Origin of the sequence: Polynucleobacter sp. SHI8, from assembly GCF_027944005.1 — a bacterium.
GTDB lineage: Bacteria > Pseudomonadota > Gammaproteobacteria > Burkholderiales > Burkholderiaceae > Polynucleobacter.
Genome location: NZ_AP027204.1, coordinates 538,726 through 553,529, shown reverse-complemented (window position 1 = coordinate 553,529; position 14,804 = coordinate 538,726). Strand labels below are relative to the sequence as shown.

At 40.1% G+C, this 14,804-nt stretch carries 16 protein-coding genes and 1 tRNA gene; 5 read left to right on the top strand and 12 right to left on the bottom strand.

The window, feature by feature from the left end:
* Positions 1-32: 32 nt before the first annotated feature.
* Genes lptF through QMN06_RS02855 form a run of 3 tightly spaced genes read left to right on the top strand, consistent with a single transcriptional unit; the run spans position 33 to position 2,649 of the window.
* Positions 33-1,133, top strand: coding sequence for an LPS export ABC transporter permease LptF (gene lptF, locus QMN06_RS02865; protein ID WP_281971022.1), 1,101 nt, complete (start codon positions 33-35; stop codon positions 1,131-1,133).
* Positions 1,133-2,287: an LPS export ABC transporter permease LptG gene (gene lptG / locus QMN06_RS02860; RefSeq protein ID WP_281971021.1), complete on the top strand. Its 1,155-nt coding sequence runs from the start codon at positions 1,133-1,135 to the stop codon at positions 2,285-2,287. Before lptF ends, lptG begins: the two co-directional genes overlap by 1 nt.
* A complete protein-coding gene (locus tag QMN06_RS02855; RefSeq protein WP_281971020.1) occupies positions 2,284-2,649 on the top strand; it encodes a CbiX/SirB N-terminal domain-containing protein in 366 nt (121 codons plus the stop codon). Before lptG ends, QMN06_RS02855 begins: the two co-directional genes overlap by 4 nt.
* On the opposite strand, the gene cobA is transcribed toward QMN06_RS02855, so the two are convergent.
* The 6 genes from cobA to QMN06_RS02825 are packed head-to-tail and all read right to left on the bottom strand — an operon-like array spanning position 2,569 to position 8,580.
* Positions 2,569-3,384, bottom strand: coding sequence for a uroporphyrinogen-III C-methyltransferase (gene cobA / locus QMN06_RS02850; RefSeq protein WP_281971019.1), 816 nt, complete (start codon positions 3,382-3,384; stop codon positions 2,569-2,571). The genes QMN06_RS02855 and cobA overlap by 81 nt on opposite strands.
* On the bottom strand, positions 3,381-4,712 hold the full coding sequence (locus QMN06_RS02845) for a GTP-binding protein (RefSeq protein WP_281971018.1): 1,332 nt from the start codon (positions 4,710-4,712) through the stop codon (positions 3,381-3,383). The genes cobA and QMN06_RS02845 overlap by 4 nt, the downstream gene beginning before the upstream one ends.
* Complete coding sequence (cysD, locus tag QMN06_RS02840) at positions 4,712-5,635, bottom strand: sulfate adenylyltransferase subunit CysD (RefSeq protein WP_281971017.1); 924 nt, start codon at positions 5,633-5,635, stop codon at positions 4,712-4,714. Before cysD ends, QMN06_RS02845 begins: the two co-directional genes overlap by 1 nt.
* Positions 5,632-6,348 carry a phosphoadenylyl-sulfate reductase gene (locus QMN06_RS02835; protein ID WP_281971708.1) on the bottom strand — a complete coding sequence of 239 codons (717 nt, stop codon included), beginning with the start codon at positions 6,346-6,348 and terminating at the stop codon, positions 5,632-5,634. The genes cysD and QMN06_RS02835 overlap by 4 nt, the downstream gene beginning before the upstream one ends.
* Before the next feature lie 17 nt (positions 6,349-6,365).
* Positions 6,366-6,899, bottom strand: a complete 534-nt coding sequence (locus tag QMN06_RS02830) for a DUF934 domain-containing protein (protein WP_281971016.1) — start codon at positions 6,897-6,899, stop codon at positions 6,366-6,368.
* Positions 6,892-8,580, bottom strand: a complete 1,689-nt coding sequence (locus QMN06_RS02825; RefSeq protein ID WP_281971015.1) for a nitrite/sulfite reductase — start codon at positions 8,578-8,580, stop codon at positions 6,892-6,894. Before QMN06_RS02825 ends, QMN06_RS02830 begins: the two co-directional genes overlap by 8 nt.
* 174 nt (positions 8,581-8,754) lie before the next feature.
* Here QMN06_RS02825 and QMN06_RS02820 point away from each other — a divergent pair, with 174 nt between their 5' ends.
* Entirely contained in the window at positions 8,755-9,714 is a 960-nt protein-coding gene (locus QMN06_RS02820; protein WP_281971014.1) for a CysB family HTH-type transcriptional regulator, read from the top strand.
* A gap of 20 nt (positions 9,715-9,734) precedes the next feature.
* Here the strand turns inward: QMN06_RS02820 and QMN06_RS02815 are convergent, their stop codons facing one another.
* The 6 genes from QMN06_RS02815 to QMN06_RS02790 all read right to left on the bottom strand — a co-directional run bounded on the left by QMN06_RS02815 (position 9,735) and on the right by QMN06_RS02790 (position 13,983).
* The gene (locus QMN06_RS02815) at positions 9,735-9,905 is read right to left on the bottom strand and encodes a DUF3606 domain-containing protein (protein ID WP_281971013.1); all 171 of its coding nucleotides are present in this window, start codon (positions 9,903-9,905) and stop codon (positions 9,735-9,737) included.
* A gap of 147 nt (positions 9,906-10,052) precedes the next feature.
* Entirely contained in the window at positions 10,053-11,636 is a 1,584-nt protein-coding gene (locus QMN06_RS02810; protein ID WP_281971707.1) for an inorganic phosphate transporter, read from the bottom strand.
* A 211-nt stretch (positions 11,637-11,847) separates the two neighbouring features.
* A complete protein-coding gene (locus QMN06_RS02805; RefSeq protein WP_281971706.1) occupies positions 11,848-12,474 on the bottom strand; it encodes a GAF domain-containing protein in 627 nt (208 codons plus the stop codon).
* A 12-nt stretch (positions 12,475-12,486) separates the two neighbouring features.
* Positions 12,487-12,693 carry a hypothetical protein gene (locus QMN06_RS02800; RefSeq protein ID WP_281971012.1) on the bottom strand — a complete coding sequence of 69 codons (207 nt, stop codon included), beginning with the start codon at positions 12,691-12,693 and terminating at the stop codon, positions 12,487-12,489.
* 105 nt (positions 12,694-12,798) lie between these two features.
* Positions 12,799-12,884, bottom strand: a tRNA-Leu gene (locus QMN06_RS02795).
* 112 nt (positions 12,885-12,996) lie between these two features.
* Positions 12,997-13,983 carry a quinone oxidoreductase gene (locus QMN06_RS02790; protein WP_281971011.1) on the bottom strand — a complete coding sequence of 329 codons (987 nt, stop codon included), beginning with the start codon at positions 13,981-13,983 and terminating at the stop codon, positions 12,997-12,999.
* An 89-nt stretch (positions 13,984-14,072) separates the two neighbouring features.
* Between QMN06_RS02790 and QMN06_RS02785 the strand changes: the two genes are divergently transcribed.
* On the top strand, positions 14,073-14,798 hold the full coding sequence (locus QMN06_RS02785) for a YebC/PmpR family DNA-binding transcriptional regulator (protein WP_281971009.1): 726 nt from the start codon (positions 14,073-14,075) through the stop codon (positions 14,796-14,798).
* Positions 14,799-14,804: the final 6 nt, after the last annotated feature.

The window sequence follows — 14,804 nt, the reverse complement described above, 5'->3', positions numbered from 1 at the left end:
AATATCTCTATTATCCATCTAACTATAAAAAAATGATTTTTGAACAATCTCTCAGGAAAGAACTATCCTACACTACAGGTGCTGTCTTTCTTGTGCTCATGACCATTATGATGACTACCCTTGTGATTCGTATTCTAGGGTATGCCGCAACTGGCTCAATTAATCCGAAAGATGTTGTTATCCTCATTATGTTAGCTGTGATTGGTTACATTGCAGTCATTCTGTCGGTTTCGTTGTTTGTGGCAACTATGATGGTTTTAATTCGTTGGCATAAAGACTCAGAAATGGTGGTCTGGTATGCCAGTGGACTGAATTTAAGAATGCTCTATGGTCCTGTTTTGCGTTTCGCAAGCCCTTGGATTACCATCATTGCGGTCATGGCAATTTTTGTTTGGCCCTGGACCAACGCTAAAACTTCTGAAATCACTCAAAAATTTAAGGGGCGCGATGAAACGGCCATGTTGATTCCGGGTCAATTTTTTGAATCCGTGAATTCCAGCCGAGTTTTTTTTATTGAAAATATCGATGCCGCAACGAACAAAATTCATAATATTTTTGTTGCTGATCATAAAAATGCTCGCTTGACAATCGCCATGGCAGAGTCTGGAAAAATTAATTTTTTAGACAATGGTATTAAGCAGATACAAATTGAAAATGGCAAGAGATATGAGGGAGAGCCAAATAAAGGTGATTTCAAAATCTTAGAATTTGAAGGCTATACGGTTGATATTGAAAAAAAAGCTCCTAAACCACTTAATTACAGCCCTAAGGAATCCACTAGTTTATTTCTGTTAGAAAACCCTAACCCAATCGCCATGGGTGAAATATTGTGGCGCATAGGACTACCATTAATGGCGTTTGGACTTGTGCTTATTGCTGTTCCTCTTGCTTATGTGAACCCTCGCAGGGGTAATTACATCAATCTGATTTATGCCGTATTTACCTATTTAATTTATAGCAACCTTTTAAATATTTCGCAAACATTGGTCTCTGATGGTAAAGAATCCTTTATGAAGGCTTTTTGGCCAATCCATCTGTTTGCTATTTTGATTGCGTTTTTCTTAGTGCAACATCGCATTAACCCAGCCATCAGCTGGAGGAAGCGGCAGATTCCTGGTGGATACAAACTGTAATGTTTTTACTCTTTCCAAAAATCTACGAAAAGTATTTGGCGCGCCAAATCTATACTAATTTCTTTTTTATTTTGTTTGCCTTAATTGCACTCTTTATCTTTTTTGATTACTTGAATGAAGTCAATAATCTGCGTGGCAATTACACGAACTATCTTGCATTTATTCATATTCTATTAAAGTCCCCAAGTCGTTTAGTAGAACTTATTCCCATGGCTGGTTTAATTGGTGCGATTTATGTTTTTGCCCAAATGGCAAGTCAGTCCGAATTTACAATTCTTCGTATGGCAGGTCTCAATACCTCAAAAGGCTTATGGACTCTTTTTAAAATTGGTGTGCCTATCATTATCTGCACCTTTATGTTGAGTGAATGGGTTGGCCCCTATTGCGATACCAAAGCAGAAGAAATGCGCTCAAATGCGTTAAATGAGGCTTTAGGAAATACGCTAAAGACAGGTACTTGGATTAAAGATAAACTATCAGATCCTGATGGTGATGGTCCTAAAAAACCAGGTATTCGGTTTGTCAATGTGGGTAGCATCAAAAATCGTGGAGAAATTTCTGCAATCCGCATGTATGAGTTTGATGAAAATCGTTATCTTCAAGTGATTCGTGAGGCTCAATCCGGCAGTTATGATGAAAGAGGATTTTGGAACTTATCTAAGGTTACTGAAACTCGCGTCATCGAACAACCACAAAAAAATCCTTTAGATACTCAATATCGCTCAGTTAGCACCAGCTTTGCATTACAACGTCTTCAATCAGAAGTAACTCCAGATATCCTCGCTGTTCTTTTAATTTCTCCGGAAAGAATGTCAATCTTCAATCTCAATCGTTTTATTGATCACCTTGATGACAATAAACAAGATAGTAAAACCTATCAATTGGCTCTGTGGAAAAAACTGGTCTACCCCTTTACGATCCTCGTCATGCTCTGCCTCGCTTTGCCATTTGGTTATTTACATGCTCGGTCTGGTGGTATTAGCTTAAAAGTTTTTGGTGGGATTATTTTGGGGATGAGCTTTATTTTATTTAATACCCTGTTCTCACACATCGGACTGTTGGGCTCTTGGCCTCCACTAATGACAGCCATTCTTCCTCTTGGGGTTTATTTAATGATGGCGATCATCGCACTTATATGGGTTTCTAGAAAATGAAAGCTGTTATTTTTTTTGGTCATGGCGCAAGGGATATCAGATGGCGCGAACCTTTTGATCGCCTGGCTCATCTCTGGACTTCTCAATCGCCTGATATTCAAGCAAAAGTGGCTTTTTTAGAATTAATGTCCCCTTCTTTACCAGAGGCAATTGCTGAGTACTGCGCAATGGGTTTGGTTGATGTGGTGGTGATCCCAGTTTTTTTTGGACAAGGCGGTCACCTGCGTAAAGACTTACCTGTTATCTTAGATCAATGTCGCGAGCAATTTCCGGAAATCAACTTAAGCACTTCTCCGGCTGTTGGTGAGAGCGATGAAGTTTTGCAATCGATCATCCACTTCACTATGGCGCAAATCACCTAGTAAGCTTTGTTGTGCGTTGACTCTAGAAAAGGCATCGCCTATCATCAAGATTGCTGGCGCATCTGGATTAGACCACTCATCTAAAAGACCTTCCTGGAGACCTCTCAGGCTCAAAAATAACTTTCTTTCTTTTGCTGTACTAATGGACTCAACAACGACAACGGGAGTATCGATCGATCTTCCTGCTTGGATCAGCTGGCTCGCAATACGCTGTCCATCTTTTCGTCCCATGTAATAAATAAGGGTATCAGCATTGGGGACTTCTTGGAGGGCTGTCGTTTGATCCGCTTTTGCAAGCGTCACAAATGCAACACTTCGGGAAATTCCACGTAAAGTTAATGAGCTTTGCACACTCGCTGCTGCCGCTAGTGCACTGGTAATACCCGGTACTACTTCAAAAGCAATACCGTTATCTTGTAGTGCCACAATCTCTTCATCCGCTCGTCCAAAAATCATGGGATCGCCACCTTTTAGTCGGACGATATGCTCATATTTTTTTGCTGCATCCACTAATTGTTTATCAATAAATTTTTGCGCTGTGGAAAGTTTTCCGCAACGCTTGCCGACTGCAACTAACTTGGCTTGTGGACAAAGCAAAAGCATCTCAGGATCAACCAAGGCATCATAAAAAACAATTTGTGCTTGAGAAAGTAATTTCGCACCTCGAAGTGTCATTAAATCCTGAGCGCCTGGTCCAGCACCTATTAAATATACTTTACCTAAGATAAGACTCATGAATGAATGCCACCTTCACGAATCATGCCTGCCGCAACTGTATGATTGCTGACTTCATCAATCAGAATAAATGCACCTGTACTCAAAGAATCATCAAACTTATCCGCCACAATATTCTTTTGCAAATGAATCTGAATCCGCCCAATATCGTTCATTTGAATCAAATCTTGATGTTGCATATTGGTTACTGTACTCACATCAAATACGTGATCAATCGACTTTATCTTGGCAACTACTTGATTCGTTGTTTGACGCAAAATATATTTTCGTTGCAGCGATAAAGGCTCACGGTTTAACCAACAAATATCTGCCAGTACTTGTTTGGTGATCAGCACTTCATGATTGTTTGCATCAAGGATCATATCACCACGAGAAACATCACAATCTCTATCGAGTTCAATAGCAACCACTTGCCCAGCATGCGCTTGTAAAACTGAATTATCATTCGAATGATGCATAGTGTGATGAGCAAGGTGAATGGTTTTCACTTTGGCAAAGATAGCCGCAGGCTCAATCCTGATTTCTTGACCAACTGTAATCATGCCAGCTTCAATACGTCCTAAATATCCACGGTAATCTTCACTCCTACTGCCATCTTGTCTAGCAACTAGTTGCACAGGAAAGCGTAAATCACTTTTTTGATGTTTTAGCTGAGGTGTGAACTCTAACTGCTCTAAACAAGCCAATAAGGTTGGCCCCTGATACCAAGGAGTCCTTTTACTTGGATCGACCACGTTATCCCCCAATAATGCTGCAATTGGAATAATCGTCACATCTGGTAAATGAAGCTGTTCAACAAGTTCATGAATCGCAGCACTTACTTTTTCAAAATGAGATTGTGAAAATTCATATAAATCCATTTTATTAACTGCAAAGATCAAATGACTTATACCCAATAGCTTCAATATCGCACTATGCCGAATCGTTTGCGCAAGCAATTGAAGCTTTGGACTCGTTAAATCGAGTCGACTAATATCGACTAAGATAACTGCAGCATCCGCTTGAGAAGCTCCCGTAACCAAATTTCGTGTGTACTGTTCATGACCTGGGGCATCTGCAACTATAAATTTACGTTTTGCAGTGGCGAAGTAACGATAGGCAACATCAATCGTAATCCCTTGCTCACGCTCAGCCTCTAAACCATCTGTCAATAAAGCTAAATCAACTGCAGCATCACTTGAGGTAACACGGGCATACTTAGTTTTACCAAGAGCTGCCAACTGATCGGTTAGGACTGCTTTTGTATCAAATAAAAGTCGTCCAATTAAGGTACTTTTACCATCATCAACACTTCCAGCTGTAATGAAACGCAATAATCCTGTTTGCATTAGAAATACCCCTCTTTTTTACGACGTTCCATCGACGCTTCGCTGGTTTGATCATCCATTCTAGTAGCACCTCTTTCGGTCACTTCAGCAATCACCGTCTCGGCAATAATATCTTCAGGATTTTGTGCTTCACTTTCTACTGGGCAGGTACAACTAATATCACCAACGGTTCTAAACCGAACCGAAATCACCTCACTCACATCAGCTTCCTTTTTAGGCGTTAAGGAAGTAACAGGAACAAGGAGTTTTCCTTTTCGGACGATTTCACGTTGATGGGTATAGTAAATGGATGGCAATGCTAATTTCTCGCGCGCGACATATTGCCATACATCGAGCTCTGTCCAGTTCGAGATCGGAAAGACACGCATGTTCTCACCTTTAGATGTGCGCGCATTATATAAATTCCATAACTCGGGTCGCTGCGCTTTAGGATCCCATTGACCAAATTCATCACGAAATGAAAAAATTCGTTCTTTTGCACGTGCTTTTTCTTCATCACGTCTTGCCCCACCCATGAGAGCGTCAAACTCGTGTTCTTCAATCGCTTCGAGTAAGGTTACTGCCTGCGCAGCATTCCTTGAGTCTAGAGGATTCTTTAATTTCACACTACCGCGTCGAATCGAATCTTCAACATGCGCAATAATCAATTGGGCATTAGTTTGCTTGACGATTTCATCGCGAAACTCAATGACTTCAGAATAGTTATGTCCGGTATCCACATGCAAGAGTGGAAATGGCAGTTGAATATTCCGACCACCAAACCAAAATGCTTTTCTAGCTAAATGAAACATCACTATAGAATCTTTACCCCCAGAAAATAGTAATGCAGGACGACTACACTGGGCAACCACTTCACGAATGATATAAATGGATTCCGCTTCTAAATAATCTAAATGTTGATTTTGAATATTGGTTGTTGTCATTTTTCTACACTCTCTGCAACGTGCAAACCACACTCTTTACTATCTTGTTGTAACCACCACCAACGACCAGCTCGTATATCTTCATTTTGTTTAATTGCTCTGGTGCAGGGCTCACAGCCGATACTTGGATAACCTTGCAGATGTAAGGCATGAATCGGCACCTGACGTTTTTGTAAATAGGCCCATATTTCTTTTTCAGAAAAATCAAAAATAGGATTAAATTTAGTTATCCCACGAGCCTGATCTTGTTCTTCAAATTCTAATTGCGCACGTGTCACCGCTTGTTCACGGCGTTGTCCTGTTAACCAGGCATCTGCCCCTTGCAAAGCCTTTTGCAAGGGCTGAACTTTTCTGATATCACAGCATTTTTTTTTCGCATCTTCAGAATGATAAAAGCCGTTAAGTCCGCGCTCAAGAACAAATTGCTTCACTAGTTCTGAATTGGGTTCTATAGCTTGGATATGGATCTTATAGTGTTCTTGTACCAATTGATGCATATCAAGAGTGGATTGATGCAACCTACCCGTATTCAAGGTAAAAAGTTGAATACGGATATTTTCTTTAGCAATCGCATCGGTAATCACCATATCCTCTGCAGCTAAACTCGTTGCAAAACGTACATCTTGATATTTATCTGCAATTTGTTTGAGGCGTGTAACTAATCTTTCGAACAAGTGGTCCACTTGAGCTAAAGTCACATGTGATTCTGGAATAGTCCATAGTTGAGGTTTCAAGCGGCAACTCCTTGTAAGATGGTTCTTTGACTTCGCCAATCGTTTTGCATTTTGACGGGGAATCGTTTTAATTGAATGAGGGCTGTCTCAAGACTCTGATCTTCGCGCAGAACAAAGGCATCAAATCCTACTCTGGCCATTTGAACTAATTGGTCAATCAAGACATCACCAATGGCTCTCAGTTCATGTTCCCAATGAAACTGCTCACGCAATATCGCTGCAGTACTAAATCCTCGACCATCTCTAAAGATTGGAAAATCAATAGCAATTACACCCCATGCTGACATAGCAGATTGAATCACTTCACTTTCTTGAACAATATCATCATCGACTGTAAAAAATATACCCACTTCTTTACGATCCACTTTCGCTTTCAAAGATGCTTGATGCTCTTTCCAATAGGTAAAAGAAACAATCACCCTACCTTCTGGTAAAGATTCAATTGCTAGGCTCTCATCTTTCGAAACAACCCAGGCATTTTTGCCAATTGTTGGCTCGGTACTCTTTGGATATTCTATATATTTAGACATGTTCAACATCCCTTTCAGCCTTTTGATATACAAATTCTTTAAAGGGCTCCATACCAATTCTTTGATAGGTTTCAATAAATGCTTCCTGCGCTAATCGATGCTGCTCAAATACTTCAATGATTTGAGCAATCACCGATGGGATTTGTTCTGCACTAAATGAGGGTCCAATGACCTTACCAATCGCCGTATCATTCCCTTGATCTCCGCCAAGTGTGATTTGATACCACTCGGTACCATCTTTATCCACACCCAAAATACCAATATTGGCAACATGATGATGCCCGCAAGAATTAATACATCCAGAGATATTGATACTTAAATTACCTAAGTCATATAAGTAATCTAAATTGTCGTATTGCTCTGCAATAGCTGCCGCAATCGGCAACGATTTTGCATTCGCAAGGGAACAGAAATCACCACCAGGACAAACAATCATATCTGTGAGCAGACCAATATTGGATCTGGCCAAGCTGTGCTGAGTTAATTCTTGATACAACGCAAAAAGCCTACTTTGTTCAACATCTGCCAGTACTAAGTTTTGCTCATGGGTTACCCGAATCTCTGAAAAACTAAATTCTTGAGCCAACTTTGCTACCGCCATCATTTGCTCAGATGTTGCATCACCTGGCGCACTTCCTTGATGATTTTTTAAACTTACCACCACACTGATATATCCTGAAACTTGATGCTCTTTTGTATTGCGTTCTAACCATTTTGAAAATGCTTTTTGTGCCGTAGCTGAGGATTGATGAATCATATTTTCACGGGTTTGATTACTCAAACTCTTATATGCTGGTTTTGTAAAACTCTTCGCTACACGCGCTAATTCTGAATCTGTAAAATCTGCACTTCGATCACGACTCACTATCCATTGATCTTCTACTTCTTTGGAAAATTGCGTGGCACCTAATGCTTTTACGAGTATTTTAATTCTAGCTTTATACAAATTATCTCTACGACCATAGCGGTTATAAACACGCAATAATGCGTTTAAATAACTGGGCAATTGCTGCCATGGCAAATCACTTTTAACTAAACTGGCTAACAGCGGGGTTCGCCCCATGCCACCGCCTGCATATATATCAACTGTCATTTTTTGGTGCTCATCTTTTTTAAGAAGCAGACCAACGTCATGAGCCATGATCACCGCACGGTCATAGGTTGCACCATTAATGGCAATCTTAAATTTTCTGGGTAAGAAGGCAAACTCAGGATGTAAGGTTGACCATTGACGGAGTAATTCACAGATGGGTCTTGGATCAACCTGCTCATCATGAGCAACTCCCGCAAATGGATCACTCGTAATATTACGTACAACATTGCCTGACGTCTGAATAGCATGCATCTGAACTTTAGCTAGATAGGCCAGGATTTCGGGACTTTCTTCTAACTTAAGCCAATTAAATTGAATATTTTGACGAGTAGTGAAATGCCCATATCCACGGTCGTAGCGATTAGCAATCATCGCCAATTGCTCAAGTTGTCTTGAACTTAAGATCCCATAAGGAATCGCTACTCGCAACATATATGCGTGGCGTTGAAGATATAAACCATTTTGTAAGCGAAGTGGACGGAACTCTTCTTCTGGTAGAGAACCATCTAATCGACGTTCGACTTGATTTCTAAACTCATCAACACGGGCATCTACTAATGCCTGGTCAATCTCATCGTATTGATACATTGCAATCTTTCATTAAAAACAATCTTAAATGTAAGCAAACACTTACAAAAATGATGCGTGATTTATTCTTTTAGAAGTTATTTCCAAGAAAGTCATTTTCCATTGTTCAAATAAGATTTACAAATAATAAAAAATCGTTTTATTATATTGTTTTTGATATAAAGGATATTTCCAATGAATATTCATCAGTTTCGCTTTGTCCGTGAGGCTGTTCGCCAGAACTTCAATCTAACCGATGCAGCAAAAGCTCTCTTTACTTCTCAACCAGGGGTTTCAAAGGCCATCTTGGAACTTGAGGATGAACTGGGTGTGGATATTTTTCGTCGGCATGGCAAACGTATTAGAGACCTGACCGAACCTGGCAAAAAAGTCCTCATTTGCATCGAAAAAATCCTCGGGGAAATTGAAAACCTAAAAAAAATTGGTTCAGAGTACGCCGCAACCGATCAGGGTAATTTTGTGATTGCTACAACCCATACTCAGGCAAGATACTCCCTACCGCAGGTCATCGCTGAATTTAGAAAGCGTTTTCCTAAAGTTAGGGTCAGTATCCAACAAGGAAGTCCTGAACATTTGGCGCAGTTAGTGTTAACTAATCAAGCAGATATTGCGATCGCTACTGAGGGTTTATCGGATCATCCTCAACTGGTTTCTTTACCCGGCTATCAATGGCAACATGCCGTAGTAGTTCCCCATGGTCACCCTCTTTTAGCCAAAAAACCTTTAGCGCTGGAAGATTTGGTTGAATACCCCATCATTACCTATGATCTTGCCTTTGCAGGTCGCCCCAAAATTAATGAGGCTTTTTCCAAGAAAAAATTACATCCTGATGTTGTTCTTGAAGCTATCGATGCTGACGTCATTAAAACCTACGTCGAAAATGGTTTGGGGGTTGGCATTGTTTCCGCTCTTGCTTATGATGCCCAGCGTGATACCGCACTTGAAATGCTACCTGCTGGCCATCTATTTGGTACCAATACGACTCGAATTGCAATCAAACAAGATGCATATCTCAGATCATATACCTACACGTTTATTGAGATTTTTGCCCCAAGCCTCAACAAAAAACTAGTTGATCAAGCGTTACAAAATCGTGGACAGTCTGATGAGGAAAATGCGAGTTATGATATTTAGACCATCCCTCGCACAGAGCTTTATTTACCTAAAATCTTTTCCAAAGCAGCATAAACGGCTTGACGCTCATTTGTTCCAGCATCTTTCTTTGCTTGCTTAACTTGTTCTACTGAACAATTATATTTTTTAGCAACATAATCTAATTCGTGTTTCTCATCGCTAATGGTTGCTGCATCTTGTGCATGTGACATGATTTTTCCTCTCTGATTTTTTTAATGAACTACTACTTCTTTTATAAGGTAATTTGATTAAACAATTATTTCAAAGTTGATATTTTTAGTAGATTGTCATCATAAAAAAACCGCCCGAAGGCGGCTTTTAAGAAAAAATTGAATCTATTAAAAAATTTGACTAAACAGGAAGAAGAGTGATGCGGATAAACACATCGCTACAGGGAGGGTTAAGATCCAAGCTAAGGCTAAGCTACGAATCGTACTTGCCTGCATTCCAGAGCCATTTGCAACCATCGTCCCAGCAACGCCTGAAGATAAAACTTGCGTCGTCGAGACAGGTAAACCATAGTGGTCAGCTGCAAAGATGGTAGTCATAGCAACTAACTCAGCTGAGGCGCCCTGACCGTAAGTTAAATGCGTCTTACCAATCTTTTCACCAACGGTTACAACGATACGCTTCCAACCAACCATCGTACCCAGTCCAAGAGCAATCGCCACAGCAACCTTCACCCAAGTTGGAATGAATTTTGTTGCGGTATCTGTATTGGATTTAAATGCTTTTAAATCGCCAACAAGATCTTTATCTAAATTAGCTAATTCTTTTTTCTTTTCTAAAATCTTAATCGTCTCAGATGCTAAGTACATATCATTTCTGACGTTAGAAACAGAATCCGTTGGCAAACCAGCAATAGAACCACTGTCTTTTACTTGCTTACCAATATTCCCCGCCATTTCACCAAGTGCAGGAATAACATTTGGATTCATCTCTTTTGTACGGACATATTCTGAGAGAACTTCACGACTTTCAACCCTAGCAGAGCCTGCTGCTGGCAGAATATTCGCTAATTTTGTGGACGTTTTTTCTGACAAAGCAACGAATGCAGCAGATTGATCTTGTGTCATTGCAGAATTTAGAGCATAAGCAGTCGGAACACAACCAATTAAGATCAGCATGATTAAACCCATACCTTTTTGACCGTCATTTGAACCGTGAGCAAATGACACACCTGTACAAGTCAAGATAAGCAAGCCACGAATCCATGCAGGCGGAGCCTTACCTTTTTTAGGCTCTGTAAATAAATCTTTGTTCTTCACCACAACCTTCATTGCATATAACAAAAGTGCTGCCGCACAAAAACCAATTAATGGTGAGAGTAATAATGAGTAACCAACTTTTGAAGCTTGTGCCCAATCGACACCACTTGTTGCATCACGACCGTGCATGAGTGCATTTGCCACACCAACACCAATAATTGAACCAATAAGTGTGTGTGAGGAAGACGCTGGTAAGCCTAACCACCAAGTTCCAAGATTCCAAATAATTGCAGCGATTAACAAGGCAAATACCATTGCAAATCCCGAAGAAGAGCCAACTTGCAGAATTAACTCTACCGGTAATAAGGAAATAATACCGAACGCCACAGCGCCACTTGAAACAAGTACACCTAAGAAGTTAAAGAAACCTGACCAAATAACCGCAAAATTGGCAGGTAATGCATTGGTATAAATCACTGTTGCCACCGCGTTTGCAGTGTCGTGAAATCCATTCACAAACTCAAAACCAAGAGCAATTAAAAGAGCAACGCCTAATAAAAGAAAGGGCACCCAATTAGTCACTGGAACGCCATGATTGGTTGCTGTGACGTCATTAGAAATACTATAAGCTGAGTACAACAAACCAGCAACGAGTAAACCAATAAAAATAATTGCCGTAATCATGTTCGGTTTTGCATCCAAATTAGGACGCATTACTTCGTCGTGACCACTATGATGACTTTTTGCCGAAGCGCTCATAAATTCTCCTTATGTTGAGAATTTAAATGCTAATGACAAAAAGTAACAAAATTATGAAAATCTCGTTAAAATCAATCAATCAAGTTATGTATTTAATAATAAATACAAAATTTAGTTATTAAATATAACGTTTAGATACCTCAATTAAAAAAATTAGAGATGTTATTTAATTGGCTTGTAAAACAAGAATTGTATTTGTCATCACACCTCCTCGAATAAGAGGCTCAATCTGAAAATATATTTGAACTTGTTGACCATCTGCTTTAGTTAATACAGTTTGTCCTTCATAAGGTAAAACCTCATGATGCATGGCGGTCATAATTTCATTGATATCAGTCATACTTGAAGCTGGGTCTTGTGACAATTCTTTACCATGACTCCAGCTAGATTGTCCAAATAGAGACATCAAAGAATCGCCCAGTAAATCATGGGCCGCTGGATTAATAAAGACAATTCTACCGCTACGATCATGAACAATAATTCCTTCTTGAACAGAGTCCATAATCAACTGAAAGGTTTTATTTTGATGTTGATTAATCATGTAAGTCTGTATGATATTTTTGAAAGCAACTAAAAAGCCTCTTTCTTCTTGAGTCAATGTTCTTGGATGATCATCAATCAAACAAAGGGTGCCTAAGTTATTTCCTCTAGCACTTTTTATTGGGATCCCTACGTAAAAACGAATTAGTGGATTGCCTGTTACCAATGGATTATCAGCAAAACGTTGATCCTCTAAGGCATCAGAAATTTCAAATATATCGTTTTGTAAAATCACATGTCCACAAAATGAAATATCTCTAGGGGTTTAAGTCGCATCAAGTCCTTGACGAGACTTGAACCATTGTCGATTGGCATCAATCAATGAAATTAAAACGGTTTTGACATGAAAAACATTTTGCGCTAAATGGGTTACCGAATCTAAAAACTCATCAGGTGATGTATCTAGAAGTTCATGACTTAATAAATCTTTCAGTCTTGCAATTTCATCAACTGGATAAGCTGGTCTTTGCATGTCGTAACCCTAAAAATTGAATATAGGAAAATATTAACATTTAATACACCACTACATCTTTATTAGTAAAGCTTAAATAATTTGTGGAAAGTTATCTTTTAGGATTGGTGCCGCGGGTCGGACTCGAACCGACACACTTATTAGGCGGGAGATTTTGAGTCTCCTGTGTCTACCAATTTCACCACCGCGGCATAAAAGTTGACTATTATGACACGTTCAAGGGGTTAAGAGCAATATGACGATGCTCAAAACCCCCTTTTTCATTGATCCACCCCAGTGGCTAGGGTGGATTTTTGAACAACTTTAAGGTATGAGAATGATGGATCCAGTGGTTTTACGTTCTTCCATATCACGCTGTGCCTGCGCAGCTTGCTCTAATGGATAACGATGGGTGATTTCAATCTTCACCTGCCCACTCATGACCCTTTGGAATAAATCTGCCACCATTGGCTCTAAAAGAGCACGATTGAGCACGTATGTTGTCAACGTGGGGCGAGTAACCTTGATAGAGCCCTTCCCTGCCAAAATAGAGAGATCTAAAGGAGGTACAGGGCCAGAAGCATTTCCAAAAGTCACCATGGTACCAAGTGGTGATAAACAATCCAGTGACTTCATGAAGGTATCTTTACCAATGGAGTCATAGACCACTGGTACGCCTTTACCATCAGTAATTTCTCTGACGCGTTTCACAAAGTCTTCATCTCGATACAAAATCGTATGATCACAACCCATTGATTTTGCTAATGCTGCTTTTTCAGGACTACCAACGGTGCCAATGACTGTTGCACCCAATGCTTTTAACCATTGACATGCAATCGTTCCAACGCCACCTGCTATGGCGTGAAATAAAACGGTGTCACCTTTTTGAACTTTATAGGTGCTGTTGAGTAGATACTGTACTGTCATACCTTGTAACATCATTGCAGCAGCTTGTTCAAAGCTAATGGCATCGGGCAACTTCACAATAATGTCAGCAGGCATCACTCGAGCCTGAGAGTAAGAACCTGCAGGTCGACCTGCATAGGCAACACGATCGCCAACCTTTACATGGGTCACATTAGGTCCCACTTTTTCAATGACGCCCGCGCCTTCTTGACCCACTCCAGCAGGCAATGGTGAGGGATATAAACCATTTCTGAAGTAAATGTCTAAGAAATTAACCCCAATAGCGTGATGGCGCACTAACACTTCACCAGGACCAGGCTCCCCTAGCTGAACATCAACATATTCAAGGACTTCTGCTCCACCTGTTTTACTCATTCGGATGGCTTTTACTGTGTTTGTTGTCATGAAATATCTCCTTTTATGGTTTTACTTTAGAAATTGCCTAAAATTAACATATTACACAATTCATACAAAGTTTATTTGAAAGGAAATCTATGGCCGGTCATTCTAAATGGGCCAATATTCAACATCGTAAAGGTCGACAAGACGAGAAGCGCGGGAAGGTTTGGACGAAAATCATCCGCGAAGTAACTGTTGCTGCCAAGATGGGCGGTGGCGATATTAATAACAACCCGCGTTTAAGATTGGCTATCGATAAGGCAAAAGATGCCAATATGCCAAATGAGAATGTGACAAGAGCTATTCAAAAAGGTACGGGGTCGCTGGAAGGGGTCCACTATGAAGAAATTCGTTATGAGGGTTATGGTCCTGGAGGTGTTGCTGTCATGGTGGACTGCTTGACGGACAATAAAACACGAACTGTGGCTGAAATTCGTCATGCATTTTCAAAAAATGGTGGTAATTTAGGAACTGATGGCTGTGTTTCTTATCTTTTCATGCATTGTGGTCAACTCATGTTCGCACCTCATATTGAAGAAAATCAACTAATGGATGCCGCTCTAGATGCTGGAGCAGATGATGTCATCGTGCATGAGGATGCTTCAAAAGAAGTGATTACTTCACCTGTCAATTTTTCTGCAATTAAAGACGCTCTGATTGCCCAGGGTCTTCAACCTGAATTCGGTGAAGTCACGATGCGCCCTGAAACAGAAGTAGAACTCTTAGTGGACTCCGCTACAACCATGCAAAAATTATTAGATGCGTTGGAAAACTTAGATGATGTCCAAAATGTTTACTCCAATGCAAGTTTTGATGAATAATTAGGA